Origin of the sequence: Cobetia sp. L2A1 (genome assembly GCF_009796845.1) — a bacterium.
Classification (GTDB): domain Bacteria; phylum Pseudomonadota; class Gammaproteobacteria; order Pseudomonadales; family Halomonadaceae; genus Cobetia.
Window position 1 is genome coordinate 2,625,159 of sequence record NZ_CP047025.1, and the last position, 25,724, is coordinate 2,650,882.

Genomic DNA, 25,724 nt, shown 5'->3' on the forward strand with positions numbered 1-25,724 from the left:
CAGGCGCAGCCGCCTCAAGACAAGCGGCAGTCGTTCAACTCCTGAACAGACGTGAATATTGTGTTTCGTGCTGGGCGGAAGCGAGTGCCAATCCCGGCAATATAGGGCCAAGCTCGGTATCCGTTCGCTGCAGTGACTGCGCCACGACCTCCACCACGCGGGGACGCAGCTGCTCGGTCAAGCGCTGCGCGGCGGTATGTCCCAGCGGCATGGCCTTGCAGGCCACCGCCAGCTGATTCTCGAGCCACGCCCACGCAAAGCCGATCAAGGTCTGACGCGGTGGCACCCCACGCTGATGTGCCACCCAGGCGAACACCGTCACGTAGCCCGGCGCCTGGGGCATCAGCGCTACTGGCGGTTCAAGCTCGAGACTTCTGAGCAGTCGCAGCAGTGCCGCCCCCAGGCGCGCGTCTTCATCACTGAGTTCAGCAGTTTCGCGTGTCGCCTTGAGCCAGCCATCCCACTCGGCCAGAGCCTCGCCATCCTGCGCAGCCCACGCCTGCTGCAAGCGTACCAACAGCGGAAGTTCGCAGCGGCCGAGCCCGTCTTCCAGCACGCCGTCAATCCACTCGCCCAGCTCTTGCTCATGGGTGACCCACCCCAGTTCAAAGGCACTTTCCAGCCCCTGGGACCAGGCAAAGGCACCGATGGGCAGAGCAGGACTCACCAGCTGCAAGAGCCCCAGCAGCGCCAGATCCTCCTGAGCAGGAAGCCCCGCCGCGGCATCAGTGCTCATGGGCGTGGCTATGGTCATGGTCATGGTCGTGAGCGTGGGAATGAGCATGACCGGCCTGAGCATAGGCACCCGGTTCGGGATCAAACGGTGCCTCGTGATGCTCAAGCGACGCACCAAGGCGCATGGCCAATGCCTCCAATACATGATCCGGTGGGAAGCGCACCCAGCCGAGCTCGCTCTCGGTCCCAGCCTCCTGAACGCCGAGTGCCAGTTGCACATGACGATTGCCCAGGTGATAGCAGAGCGCCGCCATTGGCAGGCCCGAGGCGATGTAGGCAGTCACTACCGGTTCAGGCGCGGCCTGAATCCGGATCACCTCACCCTTGCTGGAGGACAGGCGATCCCCCTCACGCAGTACGGGGCCGCGGTCCAGAAACAGGCCAACGTCGCGCCCACCGTCTGTCGTGGCCTTGAGGCGGCCACGAATGCGCAGTTCCAGTGGCAGGGTCAGTGTATCCAGAACGTGGACGCCGGAGTGAGCGCTCGCTCCATCATCGGTCGAAAGCGCCAGTCGTTGTGTCAGTTCAATCATGTCGGCCATCTCGAATAGGGAATCAAAACAGGTGATAGCGTTGAGCCAGTGGCAACACCGTGGCAGGCTCACAGGTCAACAACTCACCGTCGGCAAACACTTCGTAGGTCTGGGGATCGACCTTGAGTTCGGGGCAGGCGTCGTTGAGCTTCATGTCGCACTTGCGCACCTGGCGCACGTTGCGACAGGCCGACAGCGGGCTATCGAGCCCGAGCGTGACACCGACGCCGGCATCAAGCGCCGCCTGACTGACGAAGGTCAGTCGCGTGGCACTGGCTGCCTTGCCGAACGCGCCGAACATCGGCCGATAATGCACCGGCTGCGGCGTGGGGATGGAGGCATTCGGGTCGCCCATCGGCGCGGCGGCGATCATGCCCCCTTTGAGAATGCAGGCGGGTTTGACGCCAAAGAAGGCCGGTGACCACAGCACCAGGTCCGCCAGTTTGCCGACTTCTATCGAGCCGACCTCGTGGGCGATGCCATGCGTGATGGCGGAGTTGATGGTGTACTTGGCGATGTAACGCCGGGCACGAAAGTTATCGGTACCACGCTCAACGTCTTCCGGCAGCAGACCACGTTGCACGCGCATCTTGTGAGCGGTCTGCCAGGTACGGCAGATCACCTCGCCCACTCTCCCCATCGCCTGGGAGTCGGACGACATCATCGAGATGACACCCAGATCATGCAGGATGTCCTCGGCCGCGATCGTCTCGCGACGAATGCGCGAATCGGCAAAGGCGACATCCTCAGGAATGCTCGGGTCCAGGTGGTGGCAGACCATCAGCATGTCGAGATGCTCATCCACCGTATTGACGGTGTAGGGGCGCGTCGGGTTGGTGGACGACGGCAACACGTTAGGGCGCGAGCAGGCGGTAATGATGTCCGGGGCATGGCCGCCGCCCGCACCTTCGGTGTGGAAGGTATGAATGCAGCGGTCCTTGAAGGCCGCCAGAGTATCTTCGACGAAGCCGGATTCATTCAGGGTGTCGGTATGTATCGCGACCTGCACATCATAGGCCTCGGCCACGGTGAGACAATTGTCGATGGAAGCTGGCGACGTGCCCCAGTCTTCGTGCAACTTGAGGCCGATCACACCCGCCTCGATCTGCTGTTCCAACGCCTCAGGCAGCGAGGCATTGCCCTTGCCGAGCAAGCCGATGTTCATCGGCAGGCTATCCACTGCCTGCAGCATCTTGCCGATATGCCAGGGCCCCGGCGTGCAGGTGGTGGCGTTGGTACCGGTCGCCGGCCCGGTGCCGCCGCCGAGCATCGTGGTGATACCGCTCATCAGTGCTTCCTCCACCTGCTGCGGGCAGATGAAATGAATGTGCGGGTCGACCCCGCCAGCCGTCAGAATCTTGCCTTCCCCAGCGATGATCTCAGTGCCCGGGCCAATCACGATGTCCACGTCGGGCTGGGTGTCCGGGTTGCCAGCCTTGCCGATGGCCGCGATGCGCCCCCTCTGCAAGCCGACATCCGCTTTGACGATGCCCCACCAGTCCAGAATCAGCGCATTGGTGATCACGGTATCCATCACACTGTCGTCGGCGCGCTGGCTCTGGCCCATGCCATCGCGGATGACCTTGCCCCCACCGAACTTGACCTCTTCGCCGTAGTGGGTGAAATCCTTCTCCACCTCGATCCAAAGCTCTGTATCACCGAGACGCACGCGGTCACCAGTGGTCGGGCCATACATATCGGCATAGGCCTGTCGCGTTATTTTCATGTCCTGCCTCGCGATCCGGGAGGGTGAGCGTTTACGTCAGAGCGGAGCATCACTGTCGTCCTTGAGCGGGCCTGACTCAGGCGGATCTGTCTCAGGCGGATCTGTCTTCAGCGCCCCCATCACCTCGCCACGGAAGCCATAGATGTGGCGACTGCCCGCGAAGGGAATCAGCGTGACACTGCGAGACTGACCCGGCTCAAAGCGAATCGCCGTGCCCGCCGCGATGTCCAGCCGCTGCCCCAGCGCGAGATCACGATCGAACTCAAGCGCCGGATTGGCTTCGGCAAAGTGGTAGTGCGAACCGATCTGGATCGGTCGGTCGCCGCCGTTACCCACCGAGAGCGTGGTACGCGGGCGGTCTTCGCACAGCGCGATGTCACCCTCTGCAATCTGATATTCCCCGGGAATCATCATTGTTGGCCTCACACGATGGGGTTGTGAACGGTCACCAGCTTGGTGCCGTCCGGGAAGGTCGCCTCGACCTGCACCTCGGGGATCATCTCGGCGATGCCGTCCATGACATCGTCACGGGTCAGCACCTCGGCCCCACGCCCCATCAATTCGGCCACGCTCAAGCCTTCACGGGCCCCTTCCAGAATCTCGGCGCTGATCAGCGCAATGGATTCCGGATAATTGAGCTTGAGGCCCTTGGCCTTGCGACGTTCCGCCAACAGCGCGGCGGTAAACAGCAGCAGCTTGTCCTTGTCTCTGGGCGTCAGTTCCATGTCATTGCTCTTGTGATGTTCATTGATGCATCAAGACGTCGTGTCTCGACGAAGTTCATAGCCGTCAGGTCAGCCAGATGCGTGGCACATGGGCGGCAATCCCTGTCATGAGTGGGCGCAGAATCTGCCAGGCCTGCTGGCACAGTGCCCAGGCGTCGTTGCGTTCGTGGCCCAGATAGCGCAACAGCACCACTCCATTGCGGCGTGTCACGGCCCAGTGAGGGGATGGGGCAAGCCCTTCGCGCAACGCCTCGATGGCAGCCGGCTCATCCTCCAGTCCCACGGCCCACAGCGTGGCCTGCACACTGCAGCCTCCCTGCCCCCAGGTGCCGATGAAGCGCGGATGCAACGGGTCCAGCGACTGGCGTTCGATCCATAACGGCTTGCCGTCGCGTGTCAGACGAAAGCGCTGTTCAAGATGGCCACTGATGAACGGCAGTGCGCCAACCGGCCGCCCCAGCGCCAGCACTTCCCACCCGAGACAGCGGGCGCGGCCGGCAAGCGCGATCGTGGTGGTCTGCTCGCCGCGTGATCCGTCAAAGGCCAATGTTTCCTGTGGCAGCCATTCCAGGGTCGCACCCTCGGCGACCGTCAGATGCGTATGCTGCCCCCAGGCCACGCCATTGCGATCCGCCTTGTAGAGCTTGGCGGCGGCGGGCGTGGTCAGCAGTACATGCGCGCCTGACGCCACCTCGGCAGTGATCTGCAGTGCATCGCCGCTGACCAGCCCCCCGGGCGGATGCAACAGGTAGACATGGCAACAACCGTGCCGCCCTTCGGGATAGAAGGGCCGCTGCACACGCAAGGGGCCGTGATGGCGCCGGCGTGTCAGTCGCGTAATGGGCACTGCGCCATCACGGCTATCGGCCTCGAAGCGCAAGGAAAGCGCGGCTTCCCACTGACGCTGATGATCGAAGCGGTGGCCGGAGGCGTTCACCTCATCACCGGGCGGGGTCACGGGGATGGCGGTGTGAATCGTCATACGGTCAGATGCTGTTTGATGAGTTCATCGGAGAGACCCGCGATCTCGCCTTCAGCGACACGACGACCGCGATCCATGATCACGAAGCGGTCCGCATACTTGCGTGCAAACGGCAGCTTCTGCTCGACCAGCAGAACCGTCAGGCCGTCCTCCTTGATCAGGCGACGAATGACCTCACCGATCTGAGCGACGATATTGGGCTGAATGCCCTCACCCGGCTCATCGAGAATCAACAGGCGCGGCTCGATCACCAGGGCACGGCCAATCGCCAGCTGCTGCTGCTGACCGCCGGATAGATCCCCCCCGCGGCGATGACGCATCTCCTTGAGTACCGGGAACAACTCATAGATGCGTTCGGGTATCTGGCGCAGGCCATCGCGACGCACAGCAAGCCCCGTGCGCAGGTTCTCTTCCACCGTCATCAGCGGGAAGATCTGACGTCCCTGGGGCACATAGCCGATTCCCAGACGTGCGCGGTCTTCCAGCTTGCGGCGTGTCAGGTCGAGACTCTTCTCTACCGTGCTCTTCTGGGCCTCGTCGCCCGCGAGGTAGTGCAAGGCGCCGTCACGTACGACCTCCTCGCCCATGATGCACTTCATCAACGTCGTCTTGCCGACGCCGTTGCGGCCCATCACGCAGGTGCATTGGCCAGCAGGAATCTCCAGCGTCAGGTCCCACAGCGTATGGCTTTCCCCATAGAACTGGTTGAGCGTGTCGATGGTCAGCAGCGGCGGCTCGGCATCCGGCACCCGTGCATTGATATTCAGCGCTTGCGTCATCAGTCACTTTCTCCCAGATAGACTTCGACGACTTTCGGGTCCGTCGAGACTGCATCCATGCTGCCTTCCGCCAACACTGCGCCCTGATGCAGCACCGTTACCTTGCGCGCTATCGAGCGCACGAAGCCCATGTCATGCTCGACCACCACCACCGACTGACGCCCTGCCAGACTGGTCAGCAGCTCCGCAGTGCGCTCCATCTCCTGTTCGGTCATGCCCGCCACCGGCTCATCGACCAGCAGCAGGCGCGGCTTCTGCATCAGCAGCATGCCGATCTCCAGCCATTGCTTCTGGCCGTGGGAGAGAATGCCCGCCGGGCGCTCCCGCCACTGGCCGAGATGGATCGTCTGCAGGACTTCATCGATACGATCACGAGTCTCGCCGGTCATGCGTGCGGTCAGCGTCGGAAAGATGCGCTTGTCAGTCGCCATTGCCAGCTCAAGATTCTCGAACACGCTGAGCGCCTCGAAGACGGTGGGCTTCTGGAACTTGCGACCGATGCCCAGCGTCGCGATCTCCGGCTCACTCATGTGCAGCAGGTCATGGCGGCTGCCGAACCACACCGAGCCGCTGTCGGGGCGTGTCTTGCCGGTGATGATGTCCATCATGGTGGTCTTGCCGGCGCCATTGGGGCCGATGATGCAGCGCAGCTCACCGTCATCGATGGTCAGATTGAGATTGTTGATCGCCTTGAAGCCATCGAAGCTGACGCAGACATCTTCCATGTAGAGGATCGGCCCGTGAGTCACGTCGACCGGCGAGACGCGCGGCGTCAGAAAATCGAAGACTCGATCACGCGTCGCCATTTCTCTCAGCAGGCTCATGCGGGGCTCTCCCCGGTTGTCTCATTGATCTTCGCAGCGTTACGGGACGTGTCATGAGTGTCGTCAGCGCTCGTCTGGCGATGCCCCCACTGGCTGAAGAGTCCGGCGATGCCCTTGGGCAGCAGCACGGTGACCAGCACGAACAGCCCGCCGAGGGCGAACAGCCAGGCATCCGGCATGATGCCGGTGAATACCGTCTTGGCGTAGTTGACGATCAGCGCGCCCAGCACGGCACCGTAAAGCGTCGCGCGGCCACCCAGTGCCACCCATACCACCACCTCGATGGAAAACAGCGGCGAGAACTCGCCGGGATTGATGATGCCCACCTGCGGCACATACAGCGCACCCGCCACACCCGCCAGCATCGCGGACACCACGAAGATGAACAGCTGGACACGTTCGACGCGATAGCCCAGAAAGCGCGTGCGCGCCTCGGCATCTCGACAGGCGATGCTCAAGCGGCCCAGCTTGGAGCCAACGATGCCGCGACACAGCAGATACCCCAGCGCCAGTGCGACGCCGCTGGCAATGAACAGGGCAATGCGCACGCTGTCGGTACGCAGGTCAAAGCCCAGCATGTCCTTGAAGTCAGTCAGGCCGTTGTTGCCGCCAAAGCCCATCTCGTTTCTGAAGAACGCCAGCATCAAGGCGAAGGTCAGCGCCTGGGTGATGATGGAGAGATAGACCCCCGTGACGCGGGAGCGGAAGGCGAGGAACCCGAACACCAGCGCCAGCAGGCCAGGCACCAGCAGTACCATCAGGAAGGCGAAGCCGGGCATGTCAAAGCCGTGCCAGAACCACGGCAGCTCCTGCCAGTTGAGAAAGACCATGAAGTCCGGTAACTCAGGATTGCCATACACGCCGCGGTCGCCCACCTGGCGCATCAGGTACATGCCCATGGCATAGCCCCCCAGCGCGAAGAAGGCACCGTGCCCCAGGCTCAGAATGCCCAGATACCCCCAGACGAGATCCACCGCCACCGCCAGCAGTGCGTAGCACAGGTACTTGCCCAACAGCGTGACGGTGAAGGTACTGACGTGCAGCGGATGGCTCTCCGGCAACAGCACATGCGACAGCGTCACCGCGATCACCGAGGTGAAGAGCACCGCAAGAAAGATCTGAGTGGAACGCTCCGTGAAGGGGCGCACCAGCCATGAACGTGAATCAGGCATGGATCAACCCTCCGCGGCGCGGCCCTTTTGCGGGAAGAGTCCCCGCGGGCGCTTTTGAATGAACAGGATGATGAACACCAGCACCACGATCTTGGCCAGTACCGCGCCCGCCCAGGGCTCCAAGAACTGGTTGAGAAGCCCCAGTGACATACCCGCCACCAGCGTGCCCCACAGATTGCCCACCCCGCCGAACACCACGACCATGAAGGAATCGATGATGTAGTTCTGGCCCAGGTTCGGACCGACGTTGGTGATCTGCGAGAGCGCGACACCGGCGAGTCCGGCGACGCCGGAGCCCAGGGCGAAGGTCATGATGTCGACACGCGTCGCCTTGATGCCCATCGAGCGCGCCATGGCACGGTTCTGTGTCACCGCCCGCACCTCGAGCCCGAGACGGGTACGCCGCATGATCAGCATCAGGCTGGCGAACACGACCAGCGCGAAGCCGATGATGTAGAGACGGTTGAGCGTCAGTGACAGCGCCTCGTTGACCATCAGCGAGCCGCTCATCCATTCAGGCGTGACCACGATGCGATTCAAGGGCGAGATGGTGGTGCGCACCAGCTGCTGCAGGATCAGGCTGATGCCGAAGGTCGCCAGCAGCGTTTCCAGCGGACGTCCCTTGAGGTGCTGGATGACACTGCGCTCGATGATGACGCCGACTGCCGCCGCGACCAGGAAACCCGCAGGAATCGACAGCAACAGCGCCAGCCCAGGTTGGCCCGGCAGCAGTTGCTGCATGCCCCAGGTGGTATAGGCGCCGAGCATGATCAGTTCGCCATGCGCCATGTTGATCACGCCCATGACACCAAAGGTGATCGCCAGACCTATCGCCGCCAGCACCAGCACAGAACCCAGTGACAGGCCGAAGTACAGGGTCTCGAACCCGCGGTTGAGCTTGAGCTTCTGCTGGATACCTGCCAATGCCGAGGTGGCTGCCTCGGCCAGTTCAGGGTCATCACTGGCGGCGGCACCGTTGAGCGCCGCGATGGCCGCGCTGTTGAGACTTCCGGAGAGACGCTCCAGCGCGGCCATGTCGCCACGGGCCTCCAGCTGCTGGATCGCCAGTGCTTCTTCCAATGCCCCGCGAACGCTTTCATTCTCCTCGCGCTCGATCAGGGGGCCCAGCTTGTCCGTCATGGCGTCAGTGACACTGCCCCGCAGTCCTCGTGCCGCCTGTAGACGAACCGACTCATTGTCGGAGGTGAGATCGATCATCGACAGCACACCATCGACATGACCGCGCAGGGAATTGTTGATGCGCAGCGTATCGATCTCGCGGCGCGAGATCTTGCCGGCGGAGTCGCCGCTCAGCGCATCGGAGACCGCCCAGTCACGCCCACGGTTGTTGTCGACGATCAAAAAGCGATCGCCCTCCTTGCGCCGTGCCAGCTTGTTGGCGGCAAATGCCTCGAGCCAACCGCGCGCACGGCTGTCGCCACTCAGGGCGATCTCATCGATGACAGCGGCCTTGCCGACATTGGAAGCCTCGGCGAGTCGTGTCAGCAGGGATTGGGCGGCATTGTCGTCGCCACGCACTGGCGGCTGAGCCGAGGTATCTGACTTGGCCAAGGCCTCAGGTTCAGCCGCCGCAAACAGGGGGAATGACAGCAGGCAGACCAGCAGCATCTGCCAGAGCCAGCGGTGTTTTCCATTGAGGGAGATAGACATCAAGATGGGGCCATCCATGGTGAGCGCATCAACCGTCAGAGGCGTCACTGCCTGACTGCCGAGCGCGAGAGATCACGGAGATGGCCTGCGCTGCCGACAAGCTGACAACGCAGGCCATCGCATGAATGCTATTGCGCTGTGGCGCTCTCCTTCGCACCACAGGAATGGGTCACGACATTGTAATTGCCGCATTCCATCGGCTTGCGCCAGTCACTGATCAAGTCCTTCGAACCTTCCAGATAATCCGACCAGGCATCGCCAGCCACGGTGGAGGGTGTCTGCCAGACAACGGAGAACTGGCCATTGTCCTGAATCTCGCCGATCAGTACCGGCTTGGTGATGTGATGATTGGGCATCATGGTGGCGTAGCCACCAGTCAGATTGGGTACCGAAACGCCGATGATGGCGTCCTTGACCGCATCGACCTCGACGCTACCCGCCTTGCGCACGGCTTCCATCCACATGTTGAAGCCGATGTAATGGGCTTCCATCGGGTCATTGGTGACGGCATCGTCCTTGCCGGTGTAGGCGATCCACTCATCGATGAAATCGTAGTTGGCGTCGCTGTCCACGCTCATGAAGTAGTTCCAGGCCGCGAGATGTCCGACCAGCGGCGCGGTATCGATACCGGAAAGCTCCTGTTCGCCCACCGAGAAGGCGACGACCGGGATGTCCTCGGCCTTGATGCCCTGATTGGCCAGCTCACGATAGAACGGCACATTGGCATCGCCATTGATGGTCGAGACGACAGCCGTTTTCTTGCCAGTGCTGCCGAAGGATTTGATGTCAGACACGATGGACTGCCAGTCGGAGTGACCGAACGGGGTGTAGTTGACCATCACGTCCTCATCGGCCACGCCGTGAGACTTGAGATAGGCGGCGAGAATCTTGTTGGTGGTACGCGGATAGACGTAGTCGGTCCCGGCCAGCACCCAGCGTTTCACGCCGACATCGTTCATCAGATAATCCACTGCCGGAATGGCCTGCTGATTGGGCGCGGCGCCGGTGTAGAAGACGTTCTCGGAGGATTCCTCGCCCTCATACTGCACCGGATAGAACAGCAGGCCATTGAGCTCTTCGATGACTGGCAGCACGGACTTGCGTGACACCGAGGTCCAGTTGCCGAAGATCACGTCGACCTTGTCCTGGGCCAGCAGCTCTCGTGCCTTCTCGGCAAACAGTGGCCAGTTGGAGGCGGGGTCGACCACGACGGGCTCAAGCTTGCGGCCCAGCAGTCCTCCCGCGTCGTTCTGCTTCTTGATCAACATCAGCATGGTGTCTTTCAGCGTCGATTCGCTGATCGCCATGGTGCCGGAGAGTGAGTGCAGAATCCCGACCTTGATCGGCCCCTCTTCCGCTTGAGCAATGGTGGCAAGCGAGAAACCGACACAGGCGGTCAGCATTGCGGCAGCAATTTTCTTGTTCACGACATTCCCTCGTTTCTTGTTGTACTTGTTATCCCTCCTGTGCTGGTGCAATTGATATGCCAATCAATGCCGTAGCACTGACCTGCTTAGTACATTCCACTGCTGTCACTACTTTTAGTTAGATAACCAAACACCCCGGGCGCACCAAAAAAGCGCATGACAAAACAGCTTCTTTTTAAACGCGCACCAATTCAGTGAGCTTTCACAATTTTCTTAGTCTGTGCTCTGCTACATAGCGAGTTGAAAGCCTTTTTTTCTCTTTATTTTGTCGCTTACTGGTGCATTCCTAGCTAGCGACATATTGATCACAGGCGATATTTCATACTGGGGATACTTCCCGCATCTGCATTTCTCGCTCTCCTCAGAGAATAGCGGCGCCTGATATATAGACTGGAGGATTGCGGCCATCGGGCCGCTGAAGATCGACTTCCCAGATTCACGAAGCTCGATAGCGTACGAGTTGACTGCGAGCGACTCCGCAGGACAAGAGACGTCAGCGAACTGGCGTCAGATACTGTCTGCTAATCGAGGTACTTCATGATTCCCCCACTGCCATGCGTTCTTTCCCCTGCCGACGCCACACACACTCCCTTAGGGTCTGCCCCTTCCTCCGACTCAATGACCTCTCAAGGGGGTGATCATGTCGCATAACGAGAAGGTCGGAGGCCTGCCAACCGATATGTCGTCATGGTCTGGAAAGGAAGAGAGTCACGCGCTGACAGAGGATATGGAGTTGTCACGCGCTGCCAGACGATTACTGTCTGACAGCATGGCCAAGAACACGATTCTGGCATTCCGATCTGATATCCGAGGCTTCCTGAAAGCCGGCTACTCACTCCCCGCCACTGCACAACAAGTCGCCAATTATCTCGCTGAAATGTATGCCAAAGGGCGTAAGCCTGCCACGATCTCCCGCCATGCCAGCTCGCTGGGCACCTGGCATGTTTACATGCAGTTGCCCTCACCCACCCTTAGCCTGGAAGTGAAAGGTGTATTGAAGGGGATTCATCGCAAGAGTGATGGACGACAACGTCAGGCGCCCGCGTTGCGACTCCATCATTTGCAACAGCTGCTAAATACTCTGGATCTTGATGAGCCCAGAGATTTACGTAATGCCAGCATGTTCTGCCTGTGTTTCTACGGCGCGTTTCGCTCCAGTGAGGTCGTCGCACTCTACAGGGAGGATATCGAGTGGCGTGATGGCGGTATCGTGATCACGTTGCGCCACAGCAAAACCAATCAAAGCGGACGGATCGAGCAGAAGACGCTTCCCCGTAATCCTGCGGGCGATCGTTGCTGCCCAGTGACACTCCTGGAGGCCTGGCTTGCATGGAGTGGCATTCGTCGAGGCGCCCTGTATCGATCCATCGATCAGGCTGATCGAGTGGGGGCTGGCAGAATGCACCCCGTCACCTTCAGTAACCTGCTCAAAAAGGCGTTACAGCGTGCCAACCTCACTGCAGAGAGATTTACCACCCACAGCTTCCGTGCTGGCTTCATTACCGAAGCGCATCTCCGTGGCAAGAGCGACCAACAGATAAAACGCATCAGCGGACATCGTGACCAGAAAACCTTCGAACGCTACATCCGCATGGCGGATGACATGCATGACCCGGGCAACGACATCTTTTGATAGCTCGGACTCAGAAAGGCGCTGCCAAGGACGGCAGCACTTCCAGTGACGCTGACGAGATGATATTTACCCTACTATGAGGATTAGATAATCAATAAGACGCCAGGGAGGGATCATGACCGATACCTACGCCCCACTACCTGAGGCCGAGTTTGTCATCTCAGGCAAGTTACGGAGTCGTTCACGTCGTTTTCTCGACGGCCTCATCTATCTTCCTCCCCCGCGCAAAGGCACAACGACATCTCACAAGCGTGTCCTGCTCCGGCACCTCCCCATTGTGCTCGTCAGTGCCCAGGGGCATGCAGAGTTGCTCAACAGCGGCATGCTACTGCGCCAACTCAGTGGTCTCTCTCTCGAGAACTTCCATTCCCTTCAGGTCTTCGAGGTGGACCGTCAAAATCTCACGCATGAGGAGCTGGAGGTATTGCGCTACTTGTCAGAGGTACTGCCACAGGAGCTCTTCAATACCTCACTCGTGATGGAAGCCCGAGCTTTCATCAAGCAGCTCAATGAGAAGCCTGGACTGGAAGAGAAACTGGCGCGCATCGTATTCGGGTTATCGAAGTCCACCCTGGACATCAAGAGCCTCATGATCCTGACCCAGGGACGCTGGGCCAAGAGCACGCTGCAACGCGCTCATAGCCCGAAAGGACAACGTAGTCCCGACGATGAGCCCGTGGTGCTAGAGCCACCCTCTACCGCGAAAAAACGGGAGAACGAGGCACAAAAGGTGGCACCAACCTCAGCGACTATCACTCACTCAGCGTCTAAGCCGACAACGCCGCCCCGATGGCAAAAAGCGCTGAACACACCCCCGGACACAGCGAATCCCGTCCCCTCAACGACTCTCAAGTCTCATGTGGACCTCCATAGGACAGGCGATCTGTTTGACGATCAGCAGAACGATATAGGGAGCCCCTCGTCTTGACACATGACACTCCCGAGAGCAAGACATGGCTCCCCGAGGCAATACTTCATCAATGGGAAGATCAGCTGGGTGACCTGGTACTGTCAGCATCAGAGGAAACGCGTTTATGGCCGTTTCTTCAGCGCAACCTCCCCCCCTGTAGCCAAGCGGACCTCTGGATATCCGCCAATGTTCAGGCAATGGATGACAATGATCCTTCATTGCTAGACCTCATCAGCAAGCTTCTGAGACTGCTCCCACTTGCACCAGGTCCTTTACAGACGATTCGTCAGAGCCACCCCCTGCATAGCCACCTGACCTTTCCCGACAAATTCGCTCCCTCCATGGTGCGAGCAGACATCGCAAACCAAGCAATACAGATTGCACGCCACGACACGGCTTCAACACCCTATCCCGAACTCTTGCCAGGTAATGCCGAGCAGTCCCCCATTGAGCACAATCGCCGCTTGATTCGTCTCGCTTTGCGCGACATGGCGGGTTACCACTCAGGCCCTCTTGTCGATCCCAGTATCTATTACCAACATCTGTCGACGTTACGCATCGCATTGAGGTACATGTTGCCACGTTGGAATCACCCGATCGTGTGGAGTCATTCTGCCAGTCTCTCGCTGCTCAGTGCCTGGAAAAGCACACCTTGGCTGGCGAATCATAAGCCGAAGCTTTATAACCACTTGAACCGAGCCAATGAACTGCTCTCCGGTCACCCGTCCCTTGGAACTCGACGCACGCGCTATACAAAACGAAGCCCGCAACGCTCCGTCTTTTATCAAGACACTTTCAAGCGCAACTTTTCGCCTGTTATCTCAAACTCTGAGCTACCTGAGAACGTCGATGCCTCACTGCGCCCGGAAGAGGACGAGGACGATGCGGCTAGCTTGGAAAAGGAAAGGGTCGCGCACCAACAAGAAGAGGAGACGCCCTTCCACCGCAAGGGAGACAGCCTCCTGACACCGGAAGATTGCAGGGTAATCGCTCGCAAGCGTCAGCAAACATCCATCGCTCAAAGCTTGGGGAGTCTGTCGAATTTCGCCACGACCCAGGGTCAGGTCCGTAGAATACTGAAATTACCTCTGCCGCCTGATACCACACTGCTGGTGCAGCTTATCCTCGCGACAGGTATCGCGCCCAGGCGTCTCAGCCAGATCCGCGTGGCAGACGTGACGCAGGAAGCGATGCTCCGCACTACGGCGGCATCTCGTGACCAATCGCTGCAGTGGGTCCCCGAAAGCAGCACACTCTACGTCCCCGTCATTCATGCACCGTCAAAATGTCCACCGCTACCTCTGCGTCTACCGGACACACTCGCTACACCACTCAATCAATTGAGTGAAGCGACAACTCAACCTCTATCCAAGAGCCTGACACTGCTCAACCGTCGGCTGGTGCAACACATGGAATTGGACACTGGCACCACTCCCACGGCTCAGCGCGTTGTCAGAGCAGCGCGGCATCATATTCTCGGCATGGCGAAGACGGATATCGAAGCGGAGTGGCTTCACGGGGAGCTCAGTCTGAAAACAGCAGCGCCTGCCGCTTACCGCAAGATGCCCATGCGTGAGCTACAGCGCCTCATGAACGCATCGCTCGAATGGTGGGAAATCGCAACTCCAAATAAAGCGATTTCGCTTCCCAAGAATACGCAAGTCATCACGAGCTTGGGCTCGAGCGTGACACTGACGCTCCAAACGGCCAAGGAGGCACTGAAGGGGTTGCATGACCTGGTGCAAGCTGGCCTTTCTGACTTCCCCAAAGCCGCCCGTACGCAAAGTCATTCGCAAGATGTCTGCTCGGCCTTGATCGAACTCAATAGCGCACTGTGCTGCTACACACTCCTGGGAGTCCAGCTGACGGCAGGACTTCGCCCTATAGGCCCCACTACGCGAATGTCTCGGCGTGGACGTCTGCTGTGGATCGCTGACAAGGATTCGGGCCACTACAGAGAGAGCCGTGTCATCCCGCTGCCCCTCCCGATTTGCCAGAATCTCGATACCCTGCAGGCGTGGCAGACTGCCTGGCGGCAACACTGGCCACGAAATGGAGGGGCTTGGCTGTCATGGCCTGAAGACGAACAGGTACTGGCCATGTGGTGGTCGAGGCGCAAGGCAAGCCTCAATCTGACAGCAAAGCCTTTCCAGCAGACCCACATGCGAGACTGGATCAGCGCACGCCATCAGGCACCGCAGCTGACAACATCATCACGCAGTGCACTCGATACCCTGCAGGCACTGCCCGATAACGCCCCACGTCATTTCGTCGCCCAGACACTCGATGGCCGATTGAAAGCGAATACGCTGGATATGCTGCTAGGCCATGTCAAACGCGGCCAGCAGCGCCACGCCCCCTATGCCAGCAATATCTGCCTACCACCCGAGATGCAACGCCTCTTGGGGACCTTATCCGATGAGTTGAGGATAAAGGTGCTACCTCTCAAGGATTTGCCATGAGCGGAGATTGGATATTTTCCATTGCGCCTGAAAAGGAGGCTTCCGCAATCCCATGGCTGACCAGGTCCGATCCTGACTTGCACCTCAAGTTCATGAGAACCCGCCACATGCAGGAACTCTGGTCGCAATGGGAGGAGCGCCGACTTGATCGAGTCAAAGGCAGACAACGCCAGCAAAGCCTGCACCTTCTGTACTGGATCGAGCGTCACGCCAAGCGCCAACCGGCCACCGATGTACCAGCAGAGGCCGGGAGTATTACGCTGACACTCAACCACACTCACGCCGACGCCATGGCCAAGGAACTGATTCGTTGGAGACACGTTCATCATCGTCGCCCGATAGGGCGTCGCGAAGCCTACGGCGTCATCGCCCGCTTTCTGGAGGAGGTCAATCAAAGTCCGGGAGTCTTGGCGATGTTGCCACAGTGGCCCACGCTGGCCCGACGCAAAAGCGTGCTGCCAATGGATGCGAAGGCACTGGCCAACACGACCAAGGTCTTGCCGATCATCCGCAAGCTACGTCATTCCGGGACTGGCTTTCCCCTGCTACGCGCTGCCGTAGAGCTCGGTGTGCGTGCAGGGTTAGGGCAACAGATCATTCTGGTCACATTGGCCTGCCTCACGCGTCGCCACTTCGAGAGTGATCGAAGCGCCCCCAATGAGTGGGTCTGGATCCCTGCTCACTCGGCACCACCACGGGTCATGTCACCTCACCTGACGGCCTACCGTCTGCCATTGGAGTCAACACTGGCGACGGCACTCAAGACGTTGAGAGCCAAGAAACCCGTCACCGCCAAGGACGAATGGTTGCTGGCCAATGAGCAGGAAGACGAACACCTCCCGATTACTGAGCGGATTCGCATCATCAAGGATCGCATGAGACAGGAGCTGGCATCCTTGGTCACAACACTGCCCCTGACGATCGAAGAGCGCCGGACAATAAAACTGACCACCCTGTTGAGAGCATTGCCCCATGCCGCAGTGCTGGGGGGGTTACCCGGTTATTGGGTCAGTCAGTTCAGTCGCTATCCAATCCCCTACAGTAGCGCCCAAGGGCTTTATGAGCCCCACTCCTACTTCGCTCGGCTCGAGGCTCCTCCTGCCAGTACGGTCATGGCATCTCATTCCGACGACCGCCAGCCTGAGCCTGTGGCTAATAACGACAAGGTGAGCACCGTCGATCTTTTTGCAGCCGAAACGCAAGAAACGAACGCTCCATATCCCTCAACCGTGCTGACACAACCCCCAGGGCAGCGCTTGATTAGCGGAGCTTCCTGGCCGATTGACTGGCTTCCTTCGGCAAGACGTATCATCAAGCAATGGATCGGTGTCATTTCCTCTGATTATCTGCGCAAGACAAGCGACGAGTATGTTAGAAGGCGCCTGGAAGCTCTGCTACTCGAAACAAGCAGGCGTCTCACCAGACTCATGGGTATCCGCCACAGCTACCCGGCCATGGTGCTCTATTGGCTCCATGACCTGCGCGTGACTCGCATGCTTCGCGTCAGCTCACTGCACACCTATCTGTCTCGCAGCTTGCCGATGGCGATGGCGGACTACGCCTTGTCGATCGATATCCATGAATGGGACAACGACAGTGCCCAGGAAATGTGCTGGTGTGTGCCTCACGATATGGGCTGGTCTGCCAGCACGACACAGAGCTTTCTTGGCAATATGGGGCAGCTCATCCGCTTCATGCACAGTATGGGAGTATTGCTGGACGTCGAGCCGCCGATATCAGGCAACAGTAAAGCTCCCAGCGCCAAACGAATACATTTCGCCACCCTGAGACAGATGGAAAAGGTACGGGACCATCTTCTCGCCAAGCCCGATGCAACGCCTGATGCCACCATGCAATGGCTCAGCATCGCACTGGGCTTCCACGGTGGTATGCGCGCCAGCGAGGTCTGTGCCCTGACACTACGAGACATTCGCATCGAATGTCCCCAGGGGACCTTCTCGCTCGAGCACTGGTTGGAGGATCAATACCCGGCCGGCCCATCACCGACGCTATCTGACGCAGAGTTTTCGCCCCCTCCCTCGCATGAGACGGATATCATTCACGAAGCGTTGAGTGAGCAGCTGAGATCACTGCCAGAGGTTGAGTGCCGCGTCTATATTCGCGGTGGGAAGACCCCTGCTGCCCGGCGCGTACTCCCGCTGCACCTTTTGACATTTTTCGGAGATATTCAGTTGTTGGCAGCGTGGTGGGTATATCGGCGGCGATGCTTCCCCACGACGGCCCTCTCTGACATCGCCCTGTTCGGCCCGAGCGAGAGCGGTCTGGCCTTCAATCACGCCGGTCTGATCGCCCCGGCGATCGACGCCATGAGAGATGTGCTGGGAAACGCTATCGACTTTCACTCGTTACGTCACGCAGCCGTCAGCTGGTGGCTGATCCGTCTTGAAGCGGCACAGAATCGAGACATTCTCGATGACTTGCAGGAGCACGGCTCCTGGGGCTTGCAAAAAGCGTCCCTGAAACGATTTCTTGAGGGAGTGCAGGGCTATGCCGGGGAAGATAGCCGGGAACGTGGCATGTTGCTGTATCAACTCGCCATCTGGATCGGCCACCGCACGCCGGAACAGACATTGACGCACTATGCCCATAGCCTGGAGTACCTGCATCGTCAGGCCATGCGGCGCGCCAGTGAATACACTCAGGCGATTACGCCCTGGATAGCCCCGGTGCAATGAGGTCAGGAGCCCATCAATAACTAGATGGGCTCCTGGCGTGAACGAGCGCGGGTGATCTCGGAGCGCTTATTCTTTGGGCGATGGTATCCGGCTGATCAACTCTTACAGAGGGGACTCTACACGGAGTTGCCTGTATCGCCTTCCAGTGCGGCATAGGCGACTATCTCGACCAGCATCTCTTCGCGTGCAAACCCGGAGACGATGATGGCAGCCCGATTGGAATATGGCTCACGAACGTACTCGGCATACATGCCATTGACCGTCGCCAAGTGCTCGCGTTCAATTACATAGATCAGCACCTGAGTCAGCGAGGAGGCGTCGCCATCGGCGCATTCCAGGGTATGAATCAGATTATCCAGCGTCTGGCGGGTCTGGGCAGTAATTCCGCCCTCCACGACATTGCCAGCGGCATCGATAGGAATCTGCGCAGTGAACAGGATGTCATTTCCGACACTCCTTCAGAACGGGACCCAGTGCCATGGGCCGCAGGATTTAATGGGCTGAAGTTAGTTTATATGGCAACTATGCTGACAGCCTCCGGTCTTTGCTGCAGCCATATTATCGCGCGGGCGTTGGCGAGGCTGGTGGCGGCGTTCGTCTTCTTCTGTCTGATGCCGGTTCAGGTTTTGGCCTCCGGGCTTGAGAGCAAGGAGTTGGCACGATATGTGGTCATTCCTCCGGCAACCCTAAAGCGTCGTGCCGATACTGGCTACTTCAAACCTGCCGAGGGCGATCGGCTGTACCGTTTCGCTGAGGTTTACAAGAGCGCGGTGGACCTGTTCGAGGGCGACAAGGCGAAGGCGAAAGAATGGCTGCTCAGCCCCGTGCGTGGGCTTGGGGGCCGTCGCCCGGTCGAGATGGTGGCTACCACTGCTGGCGCCGAAGCCGTTCTAGATCTGATCGGCCGACTTGAGCATGGCGTCTTTGCATGACTGTGGTGCGCGGTTATCGACTCGTTATAGGCCTCCTGAGTATTCTCCTAGAAACACCTGCGCCGGTGTTCGGTAGCCGAGCCGTTTTCGAGGACGGCCGTTCAGCTTCTCGACCACCTTGCGTAGCTCTGCATTGCTGATTTGGCGTAAATCTATTCCTTTGGGTAAGTACTGTCGTATCAGGCCATTCGTGTTCTCGCTGGCCCCACGCTGCCAGGAGCAACAGGGATCGCAGAAGTACATCGCCGCCGTCACGGCCTTGGCCACCGCTTCGTGGCCGGCGAATTCCGAGCCATTATCCAGCGTAATGGTTTTGACCGCTCCACGACGCGGCCTCAACAAGTGGATCATGGCCGCTTGCATCAGCTCGGCCGAGATCCTGGGCAGACGTGCCGCCAGTAGATAGCCGCTGCGTCGCTCGACCAGCGTGACCAGGCTTGACTGCATGTGGCCCTGTATCACGGAGTCGTCCTCCCAATGGCCGATAAAGCGCCGATCATCAACTTCATCCGGGCGGTGCTCAATCCCGAATCGATTGGGGATCTTGCCCAATCCGGCGCTCTTGGCGTGTGTGCGGTGCTTATTGCTGCGTTTGGGCTGACGGAGGTGCCGCTAAAGATCACCACTTCGTGCCTTGTCGTCCCAAATCAAGGAGTCGATCCATTGATGACTGACACTAACGCCGGCCAAGGACGCCATGAAGCCACTGATTTGCTGTGGGCTCCACTCCTCACGTAGCCGGCCGGCAACGGCGGCCATCATGCTCGGCAGGCGCTTTGTCCACTCGGTAGCAGTGCGGCGCCGATGATCACTGAGGGTCTGGGCTTGCTCGGGATCATAGCCATCGGCGGTGGCGTTGCGCCTAATCTCACGGCTGATAGTACTGCTATGGAGATTCAGCTCCCTGCCGGTCTGGCGCTGGCTCATGCCCAAGTCATAGCGGGCATGGATCTGGTATCGTTGGGTCAGGGTCAGTTGTCGGTATTCCATGCTCTGCTTCACTTTGGTCGGTGAGCCGAGAAGGGTACCGGCGATGGCCCTCCTGCCTCTACCGTGCGGTCCAAAGTGCTGCGGTTATTCTATGAATCCAGGGTTTACAGACATCGATCTGCTACGCATCTTAAACAAGCTAGATAAAAAGCACGGTAATGATGCAATTACTGGCTTGTACGTGTTCGTTGTTCAGTCGCTGCGCTCAATCCAGTCGATCGTGACGACAGTGATGACGGATCATTATCAGAATGCGGCCAGGAAAGAGCGTGAAGCGATGTTGAACGTCTCCTCCGCGATGCCTCTGGACGCTTAGCTGCCACGCCAGAGAGCTCTCCTCTCCCGCCTCTACCTCGAGGGGGTTTGAATATTGACTAGCCAGAATGTATAAGTAAGTCAATATACAAGGAATAGTACAACGAAAGAACAATCAAGGGACGCCAACAATGTTTAACTCAAAGAAAATCCAAGTTCTATCAGCGGTCTTGCTTACAGGCCTTCTACAAGGCTGTTCGATGCATACACAAAAATCTTATGACCCAGAGCACTCATTGCCTAGCAATCTGATGAAAGATTATGCCTATGTATCGCAGCATGACGTCGGCGATGCTGAAGATGGCACTCTAGCGACTTATAATAGAACAGAAAGCACTATCTTTGATATTTTATCTTTCGCCACCCTCTTGACCTCCAGTGATTTGTCGGATGTTGCTGAATCCGCATCTGTGATCCAAGCGATGAAGCCTAATAAGCCTAAGCATCGTCACAAGCATCCATTATTATTCGCAAGCATTCCCTACGCTGCTGGTGGTGATCGACAGTCAGCTATCAACGACTATATCAATATCGTTAAGGATTCTCTGATCGAGACCGTGGGTGAAAACGGCAGTGTTAGTTCTCTTCCAGTGAGTACTTTAGGGTATATGAGCTATACCGGGTTTTCATTTACCTCAGAGAAGCTAGGGTGCCAGGTTGGAGACCAATGCATTGTCCGACTATCACTTACAATTGCACGGACTAATGAGTCCACCATTGCCGGTGAGTGGGTGAACAAGCAAGACTTCGAATCAATTGCAAAAAACCAGCATCGTGACTTATTCAAACTGAAAGACGCGGCCTATTTTAGCGCTGTCGAATTGAATTCAATCGACACTTTGTCCCAGGTACTATTCTTGTCATCAAGTGAAAGCTTCGACTACGAGTCGGCATATAACAAGCTAAGCCAAAACCTACCGGGAACGTTCTATATTTATCTGCCACCGGAGGCCGACTACGGGATTACAACCCCTTACCCTTATATGTTGAACAAGGGAAATCACTTGCTATTCCAAACCCCATAAAGAAACCCCGCCTTCGGCGGGGTTTCTTTATGGGGTTTCTACGTTGTATATTTGTCGGGCTTCTTGGTAGCGCTCATCAAATTCAAGATCTCCCATCCTCTCGCTAGTGCGCTCAATCACGTCAGGTCGCGACTCTTCGCCGTCATCTCCTGCGCCCAGCCAATTACCCTCACCGGTTAAAGCTTCAACTGTCAGATTGTCTGGCGCCCCTTGGTAGAGATCATTCTCGACCAACGTCGCTGTCCACTCATCCAGATTCACTTTATCCCAGTCCACTGCATTCAAGACGTCTAGGGGGATACCACCACACTCCGGGTCCTCAGCATCGCCAAAGTCTTGCAAATCGGGATACTCATCACCCATCTGCTGGCGGATCTGCTCTTGCATGATGCGCGCCATCGGGCTCTTGAAGCAGCAATAGCCTTTGCGCTTCTCAATACATGCTCCTAGTACCTCAGTCTTGCAGTAGGAGCCAACATAGGTGCAATTACCGTACTCGCGATGTGCCGCAAGCATAAATTCATCTTCCTCACAGGCCCAGACGATCTTGATGATGGCCATCGCCAAGGCATAGTAGCCGTAGATCGCCATCATAAAGCTCGCAGTGCCCATCATCGTGACACCTTCCGTAGCGGCCTGCTCACCCATTTGACCGGCAGCAGCCTGTCCGCCAGCCGCTGCAGCATCAGGCCCCGCCATATTGCCGATGATTTCCGATATCACCTTCTGGGTCTGCTCCTTGAGCTTTTCGATCAAGCTATCCAGTGCTTCCGTCACCACGTCCTTTACCGCACCGACCGTGTTGTCATACATGCTGGTCAGTGGGTCAGTGATAGTGGACACCGAGTCCTTGATTGGCTGGGCTAGGGTGTTGTAGCCACTTTGGAACGTGCTTCCAAACGACTCGGCGGCGAACTGGGCTGACGTGATGGCTTCGTCGATCTTCGGCACAGCCATGATCATCACCAGATAATCTCTCGCTGAAACATTGACTGGTTGCTCACAGCAATCCTGGATGCCACCGAGTGCCGTCTTGCATTCATAAGCGGAGCCGCCGAAGACCTTGCACGACACGTTCTCTTCCGCGTCCTCGACCCCGGTGCACTTATTGCAGATCGACTTCCCAGATCCTTGAGCTCTCGTATGGTCGAAATGACTGACAACAACGTGTCAGCACCATGATCTGTTTCATGATTATCGACCCGAGGGACGCTCCAATGACAGACGCAAAATCATTGCGTGACACTTCACCGATTGATGATACCCACCACCAGGACAACGACCGCCAACTCAAACGTCGCCACACCCTCAGTCAGTGTCTGATTCCTCTCTTGAATCAATATGCCGAGACGAAATCTCACTTCACCATTGTGGAATGTCGAGATGCGCTACTGACACACTCATCGCTCAGGTCTATCGACAAGCACTCTCTCTATCGAGCCATTACCAAGCGCTTGACGCAGTGCATCGACAAGGGACTTGCTATTGAAGTCGGTATTCGAGGCAAGAAACGCAAGATGTTTCAAATGCTCAGCGCACTACAAATGCCGATCGCCATGGGGCTCGAGCCTGCCCCCTCCACTGCGATCACGACGAAGGAGGCCGCCACTCACGATACGCCCATCGACTCTTCTCAAGTCCCCACACTGCCATTTACAGAGAAAGACCAGCGTGAGTTGGAGAAAATGATTGCTCAGAATCTCGTCACGCGACAAGAGATCGGTTACATGATCGAGTGCCTCGACCTCTCCCTCCACCAAAAGCCGGAATGGCGCGACGTGATACTTACGGCGCGAAAGCAGGCCGAGGACATGGCGATGAAAGCGTGGGGACACTACATGGCCTTGAGCCAACTTCGTGAAGTGACAATGACGGAGGGCGAGGCATGAAACACAGGTCGCACAACCGTCTAGTAAAAAATGGCAAGACACCGCCTCTGCGGGACTGGCAAGCGCGCTGCATTGAAACCGCACTTCAGGTGCTGAACGACGATAACCCTCACTTTCTCTGCCAGGCGACCCCAGGGGCCGGGAAGATGCTCATGTCGGCGGTACTCGCCGAAGAGCTGATGCTCAATGGCAGTATCGACTTGATTCTCTATCTCGGCCCCACGAGCACCATCGTGCAACAGGCTAGACAACAGTTCGAGCGAGTACTGGAACGTCCTCTACGCGGAGAAGCCAGTGACGCAGGTACCTGCGTGACCTATCAAGCGCTACATCACCGATTGGATACGCTGAAGCAATTTTGCCAGAGAGGCCGAGTACTGTTGATCTGGGATGAAAGCCATCATGCCGCCAGTCAGACCAGTGCCGATGGCCATCATGTCTCGGGACTCAATCAATGGGGTAACGCCCTGCTATCCCTTGAGCAACACGTTCGCTTCACTCTGGCGCTGTCTGGGACGCCATGGCGAACGGATGGGAGCTGTTTACCCCTGCTGCATTATCAGATTCACGTGGCGGCATCGTCACCCGGCGCGGCACACTCTCCTGATCGCCGCCTGGTTCCCGGATTCGTCTACTCCCTGCGCGAAGCCATCGACGATCAGGTGTGCAGAATTCCGACGATACATATGCTCGATAACCGAGTGATTCTGCTGCGCACGCAGGCAACACCATCGCAGCCGCCTGACACGAAGCGCTATACCAGCCTGCCGGCACTCCTGAGACATCCGAAGGTGCCTTACGCATCGTTGGTTCGCCATGACGGGCTCGTGACACAGCTACTCCACCAGGCCACTGATCAATTGGCCTGGTGGCGCCGGGAAGACCCGACTGCTGCTGGCCTGGTGATTGCCGCTGATATCGCCCATGCCAGCGCTATCGCTGAACGACTTGATCAGCAGGGACATACCACCTGCCTGGTCCACAGCCAATTACCGGGAGCCCATGAGACGCTGGCCCGATTTCAACAGACGAGCGCCCAATGGATCATCTCGGTCAACATGATCAGCGAAGGCGTTGATCTCCCACGCCTGCGGGTATGCTGTTACCTGAGCCACATCAAGACGGAACAGTACTTTCGCCAAGCCTTGGGTCGCATCATTCGTCGCCAGAGCCACTTCGATGGGCAATGTGACCTCTTCATGTTGCAAGACCCCTTGCTGGAGCGCTATGCCCAACGCGTGCTGGAGGACCTCCCGGAGTCACATTCACGAATTCAGTACTCAAGCTTCGCCGGTAGCGCTGCCAAGGCCCTGCCTCATGCACGACCGTTGCGCCAAGGCGCTCCCCCTGAGCTCCAAACACAAGACGATGCCCGACTGCCGCCCCATCGACGGCCTCCCGGCACACTGACCGATACCATGGTCGCCAGGCTCGCGGCAGACACGCCAGTCCCCCACTCAAACCGCGACCTCATCGCAGAGATTCACTTCTCTCGAGAGTACCTCACCCATGTGATTCGCCCGACATGATGCCTTAGGGGCGAGACGTTCCCTCGCTCCTTGCCTCCCCACCCACCGTGCCGGTCTCTCCCTGAGAGCCCGGCACGGTACATTGCCCTGCTGCCATTCACATGAGGCAGCTAGTTGGCAGACGCACGTCGCTCTCTTCCACCACTCACCGCATCGCCAAGAGATGGGTGGTCATGATGACAGGGCTGAAAGCGCTCACGGTACGGACGATTTCCCGTCACATGTCGTGACAATAGACGTCAGGCTATCGCCTGCCCGACGCTCTATACGTCCCTTGCCAGGGCGTATTGAAGGCGCTGCAAGAGCTCAGTGCGCTGGTGACTCCCTCCTCGCCTAGTACCTCCCATTGACCGACCGCGACGTCGTTCCGAAACCAGGTCTCAACCCAATCGGCGCCGCGACAGAGATAAAATGACAATCTCTTCCGTATTATAAGGAGGTGGGTGTCTGCCATGTAGGGCTCATACCACAAACCGCAAATAACGCAATAATAACTCATGACAAAACTGATTCTATGATTTTCCTTCCCTCCTCATTATACGTTATGATGCGATGGAACCTACTCTCCTCCGATATGCCTCGACAGCCTCTCACACGTGGAAATTTCCGGTCAGTCCATGGGGTAGGCCATCAGCCCAGTCAACCCTCACAACGTGTTGATAAACATAAGAAAATCGACATAATTTGTTGAATGACAAGGAACACTGAACCCTAGAATGGCTTACCATATGACAACAAAGTGTGGTTTTTCGTTTATTGCTTCCTGTAA

At 58.1% G+C, this 25,724-nt stretch carries 21 protein-coding genes and 1 pseudogene; 8 read left to right on the top strand and 14 right to left on the bottom strand.

Translation table 11 applies throughout. The features are described from left to right. Positions 1-34: 34 nt before the first annotated feature. The 11 genes from GQR90_RS11205 to urtA form a co-directional block, all read right to left on the bottom strand. Entirely contained in the window at positions 35-736 is a 702-nt protein-coding gene (locus GQR90_RS11205; protein WP_158775470.1) for an urease accessory UreF family protein, read from the bottom strand. After that, on the bottom strand, positions 726-1,268 hold the full coding sequence (gene ureE / locus GQR90_RS11210) for an urease accessory protein UreE (RefSeq protein ID WP_158774185.1): 543 nt from the start codon (positions 1,266-1,268) through the stop codon (positions 726-728). The genes GQR90_RS11205 and ureE overlap by 11 nt, the downstream gene beginning before the upstream one ends. Before the next feature lie 22 nt (positions 1,269-1,290). Further along, positions 1,291-2,994, bottom strand: a complete 1,704-nt coding sequence (ureC, locus tag GQR90_RS11215) for an urease subunit alpha (RefSeq protein ID WP_158774186.1) — start codon at positions 2,992-2,994, stop codon at positions 1,291-1,293. 36 nt (positions 2,995-3,030) lie between these two features. Beyond that, positions 3,031-3,405 (bottom strand): urease subunit beta, encoded by a 375-nt coding sequence (locus GQR90_RS11220; RefSeq protein WP_158775471.1) that lies wholly within the window; start codon positions 3,403-3,405, stop codon positions 3,031-3,033. Between the two features lie 11 nt (positions 3,406-3,416). After that, positions 3,417-3,719, bottom strand: a complete 303-nt coding sequence (gene ureA, locus GQR90_RS11225) for an urease subunit gamma (protein WP_136938553.1) — start codon at positions 3,717-3,719, stop codon at positions 3,417-3,419. Positions 3,720-3,783: 64 nt separating this feature from the next. Beyond that, a complete protein-coding gene (locus GQR90_RS11230; RefSeq protein WP_158774187.1) occupies positions 3,784-4,701 on the bottom strand; it encodes an urease accessory protein UreD in 918 nt (305 codons plus the stop codon). Further along, complete coding sequence (gene urtE / locus GQR90_RS11235; protein WP_158775472.1) at positions 4,698-5,429, bottom strand: urea ABC transporter ATP-binding subunit UrtE; 732 nt, start codon at positions 5,427-5,429, stop codon at positions 4,698-4,700. The genes GQR90_RS11230 and urtE overlap by 4 nt, the downstream gene beginning before the upstream one ends. Before the next feature lie 50 nt (positions 5,430-5,479). Continuing rightward, a complete protein-coding gene (gene urtD / locus GQR90_RS11240) occupies positions 5,480-6,304 on the bottom strand; it encodes an urea ABC transporter ATP-binding protein UrtD (protein WP_158774188.1) in 825 nt (274 codons plus the stop codon). Continuing rightward, a complete protein-coding gene (gene urtC / locus GQR90_RS11245) occupies positions 6,301-7,476 on the bottom strand; it encodes an urea ABC transporter permease subunit UrtC (RefSeq protein ID WP_158774189.1) in 1,176 nt (391 codons plus the stop codon). The genes urtD and urtC overlap by 4 nt, the downstream gene beginning before the upstream one ends. Positions 7,477-7,479: 3 nt before the next feature. Further along, positions 7,480-9,147: an urea ABC transporter permease subunit UrtB gene (gene urtB, locus GQR90_RS11250; RefSeq protein WP_158774190.1), complete on the bottom strand. Its 1,668-nt coding sequence runs from the start codon at positions 9,145-9,147 to the stop codon at positions 7,480-7,482. A 128-nt stretch (positions 9,148-9,275) separates the two neighbouring features. Continuing rightward, on the bottom strand, positions 9,276-10,550 hold the full coding sequence (gene urtA / locus GQR90_RS11255) for an urea ABC transporter substrate-binding protein (protein WP_158775473.1): 1,275 nt from the start codon (positions 10,548-10,550) through the stop codon (positions 9,276-9,278). Between the two features lie 664 nt (positions 10,551-11,214). Between urtA and GQR90_RS11260 the strand changes: the two genes are divergently transcribed. The 4 genes from GQR90_RS11260 (at position 11,215) to GQR90_RS11275 (ending at position 18,275) form a co-directional block, all read left to right on the top strand. Then, positions 11,215-12,207, top strand: coding sequence for a site-specific integrase (locus tag GQR90_RS11260; RefSeq protein WP_233266248.1), 993 nt, complete (start codon positions 11,215-11,217; stop codon positions 12,205-12,207). Between the two features lie 115 nt (positions 12,208-12,322). Further along, positions 12,323-13,135: a hypothetical protein gene (locus GQR90_RS11265; protein ID WP_158774191.1), complete on the top strand. Its 813-nt coding sequence runs from the start codon at positions 12,323-12,325 to the stop codon at positions 13,133-13,135. Next, a complete protein-coding gene (locus GQR90_RS11270) occupies positions 13,132-15,579 on the top strand; it encodes a hypothetical protein (RefSeq protein WP_158774192.1) in 2,448 nt (815 codons plus the stop codon). The genes GQR90_RS11265 and GQR90_RS11270 overlap by 4 nt, the downstream gene beginning before the upstream one ends. 107 nt (positions 15,580-15,686) lie before the next feature. Beyond that, a complete protein-coding gene (locus GQR90_RS11275; protein WP_158774193.1) occupies positions 15,687-18,275 on the top strand; it encodes a hypothetical protein in 2,589 nt (862 codons plus the stop codon). A 116-nt stretch (positions 18,276-18,391) separates the two neighbouring features. On the opposite strand, the gene GQR90_RS11280 is transcribed toward GQR90_RS11275, so the two are convergent. After that, on the bottom strand, positions 18,392-18,715 hold the full coding sequence (locus GQR90_RS11280; RefSeq protein ID WP_158775475.1) for a RidA family protein: 324 nt from the start codon (positions 18,713-18,715) through the stop codon (positions 18,392-18,394). A gap of 144 nt (positions 18,716-18,859) precedes the next feature. Here GQR90_RS11280 and parS point away from each other — a divergent pair, with 144 nt between their 5' ends. Next, on the top strand, positions 18,860-19,207 hold the full coding sequence (gene parS / locus GQR90_RS11285) for a type II RES/Xre toxin-antitoxin system antitoxin (RefSeq protein ID WP_233266249.1): 348 nt from the start codon (positions 18,860-18,862) through the stop codon (positions 19,205-19,207). Between the two features lie 24 nt (positions 19,208-19,231). Here parS and GQR90_RS17820 read toward each other — a convergent pair. Continuing rightward, positions 19,232-20,197: pseudogene (locus GQR90_RS17820) on the bottom strand (IS30 family transposase). A 446-nt stretch (positions 20,198-20,643) separates the two neighbouring features. Here GQR90_RS17820 and GQR90_RS11300 point away from each other — a divergent pair. Further along, complete coding sequence (locus tag GQR90_RS11300) at positions 20,644-21,537, top strand: hypothetical protein (protein ID WP_158774196.1); 894 nt, start codon at positions 20,644-20,646, stop codon at positions 21,535-21,537. Positions 21,538-21,564: 27 nt separating this feature from the next. Here the strand turns inward: GQR90_RS11300 and traN are convergent, their stop codons facing one another. Next, positions 21,565-22,494 carry a conjugal transfer protein TraN gene (gene traN, locus GQR90_RS11305; RefSeq protein WP_158774197.1) on the bottom strand — a complete coding sequence of 310 codons (930 nt, stop codon included), beginning with the start codon at positions 22,492-22,494 and terminating at the stop codon, positions 21,565-21,567. A 233-nt stretch (positions 22,495-22,727) separates the two neighbouring features. On the opposite strand from traN, the gene GQR90_RS11310 reads away from it, so the two are divergent. After that, the gene (locus GQR90_RS11310; RefSeq protein WP_158774198.1) at positions 22,728-23,426 is read left to right on the top strand and encodes a hypothetical protein; all 699 of its coding nucleotides are present in this window, start codon (positions 22,728-22,730) and stop codon (positions 23,424-23,426) included. Beyond that, positions 23,423-24,955: a DEAD/DEAH box helicase gene (locus tag GQR90_RS11315; RefSeq protein WP_158774199.1), complete on the top strand. Its 1,533-nt coding sequence runs from the start codon at positions 23,423-23,425 to the stop codon at positions 24,953-24,955. Before GQR90_RS11310 ends, GQR90_RS11315 begins: the two co-directional genes overlap by 4 nt. Positions 24,956-25,724: the final 769 nt, after the last annotated feature.

What these genes read in the sequence shown, in the direction of transcription:
- GQR90_RS11260 (WP_233266248.1), top strand. Translation starts at nt 11,215, where the DNA reads ATGTCGCATAACGAGAAGGTCGGAGGCCTGCCAACCGATATGTCGTCA.
- urtA (WP_158775473.1), bottom strand. Translation starts at nt 10,550, where the DNA reads ATGCTGACCGCCTGTGTCGGTTTCTCGCTTGCCACCATTGCTCAAGCG.
- GQR90_RS11220 (WP_158775471.1), bottom strand. Translation starts at nt 3,405, where the DNA reads ATGATTCCCGGGGAATATCAGATTGCAGAGGGTGACATCGCGCTGTGC.
- GQR90_RS11205 (WP_158775470.1), bottom strand. Translation starts at nt 736, where the DNA reads ATGAGCACTGATGCCGCGGCGGGGCTTCCTGCTCAGGAGGATCTGGCG.
- GQR90_RS11300 (WP_158774196.1), top strand. Translation starts at nt 20,644, where the DNA reads ATGTTTAACTCAAAGAAAATCCAAGTTCTATCAGCGGTCTTGCTTACA.
- urtD (WP_158774188.1), bottom strand. Translation starts at nt 6,304, where the DNA reads ATGAGCCTGCTGAGAGAAATGGCGACGCGTGATCGAGTCTTCGATTTT.
- GQR90_RS11230 (WP_158774187.1), bottom strand. Translation starts at nt 4,701, where the DNA reads ATGACGATTCACACCGCCATCCCCGTGACCCCGCCCGGTGATGAGGTG.
- GQR90_RS11315 (WP_158774199.1), top strand. Translation starts at nt 23,423, where the DNA reads ATGAAACACAGGTCGCACAACCGTCTAGTAAAAAATGGCAAGACACCG.
- GQR90_RS11275 (WP_158774193.1), top strand. Translation starts at nt 15,687, where the DNA reads ATGCAGGAACTCTGGTCGCAATGGGAGGAGCGCCGACTTGATCGAGTC.
- traN (WP_158774197.1), bottom strand. Translation starts at nt 22,494, where the DNA reads ATGGCTGTGCCGAAGATCGACGAAGCCATCACGTCAGCCCAGTTCGCC.
- urtB (WP_158774190.1), bottom strand. Translation starts at nt 9,147, where the DNA reads ATGTCTATCTCCCTCAATGGAAAACACCGCTGGCTCTGGCAGATGCTG.
- GQR90_RS11265 (WP_158774191.1), top strand. Translation starts at nt 12,323, where the DNA reads ATGACCGATACCTACGCCCCACTACCTGAGGCCGAGTTTGTCATCTCA.
- urtC (WP_158774189.1), bottom strand. Translation starts at nt 7,476, where the DNA reads ATGCCTGATTCACGTTCATGGCTGGTGCGCCCCTTCACGGAGCGTTCC.
- ureA (WP_136938553.1), bottom strand. Translation starts at nt 3,719, where the DNA reads ATGGAACTGACGCCCAGAGACAAGGACAAGCTGCTGCTGTTTACCGCC.
- ureE (WP_158774185.1), bottom strand. Translation starts at nt 1,268, where the DNA reads ATGATTGAACTGACACAACGACTGGCGCTTTCGACCGATGATGGAGCG.
- GQR90_RS11310 (WP_158774198.1), top strand. Translation starts at nt 22,728, where the DNA reads ATGATTATCGACCCGAGGGACGCTCCAATGACAGACGCAAAATCATTG.
- ureC (WP_158774186.1), bottom strand. Translation starts at nt 2,994, where the DNA reads ATGAAAATAACGCGACAGGCCTATGCCGATATGTATGGCCCGACCACT.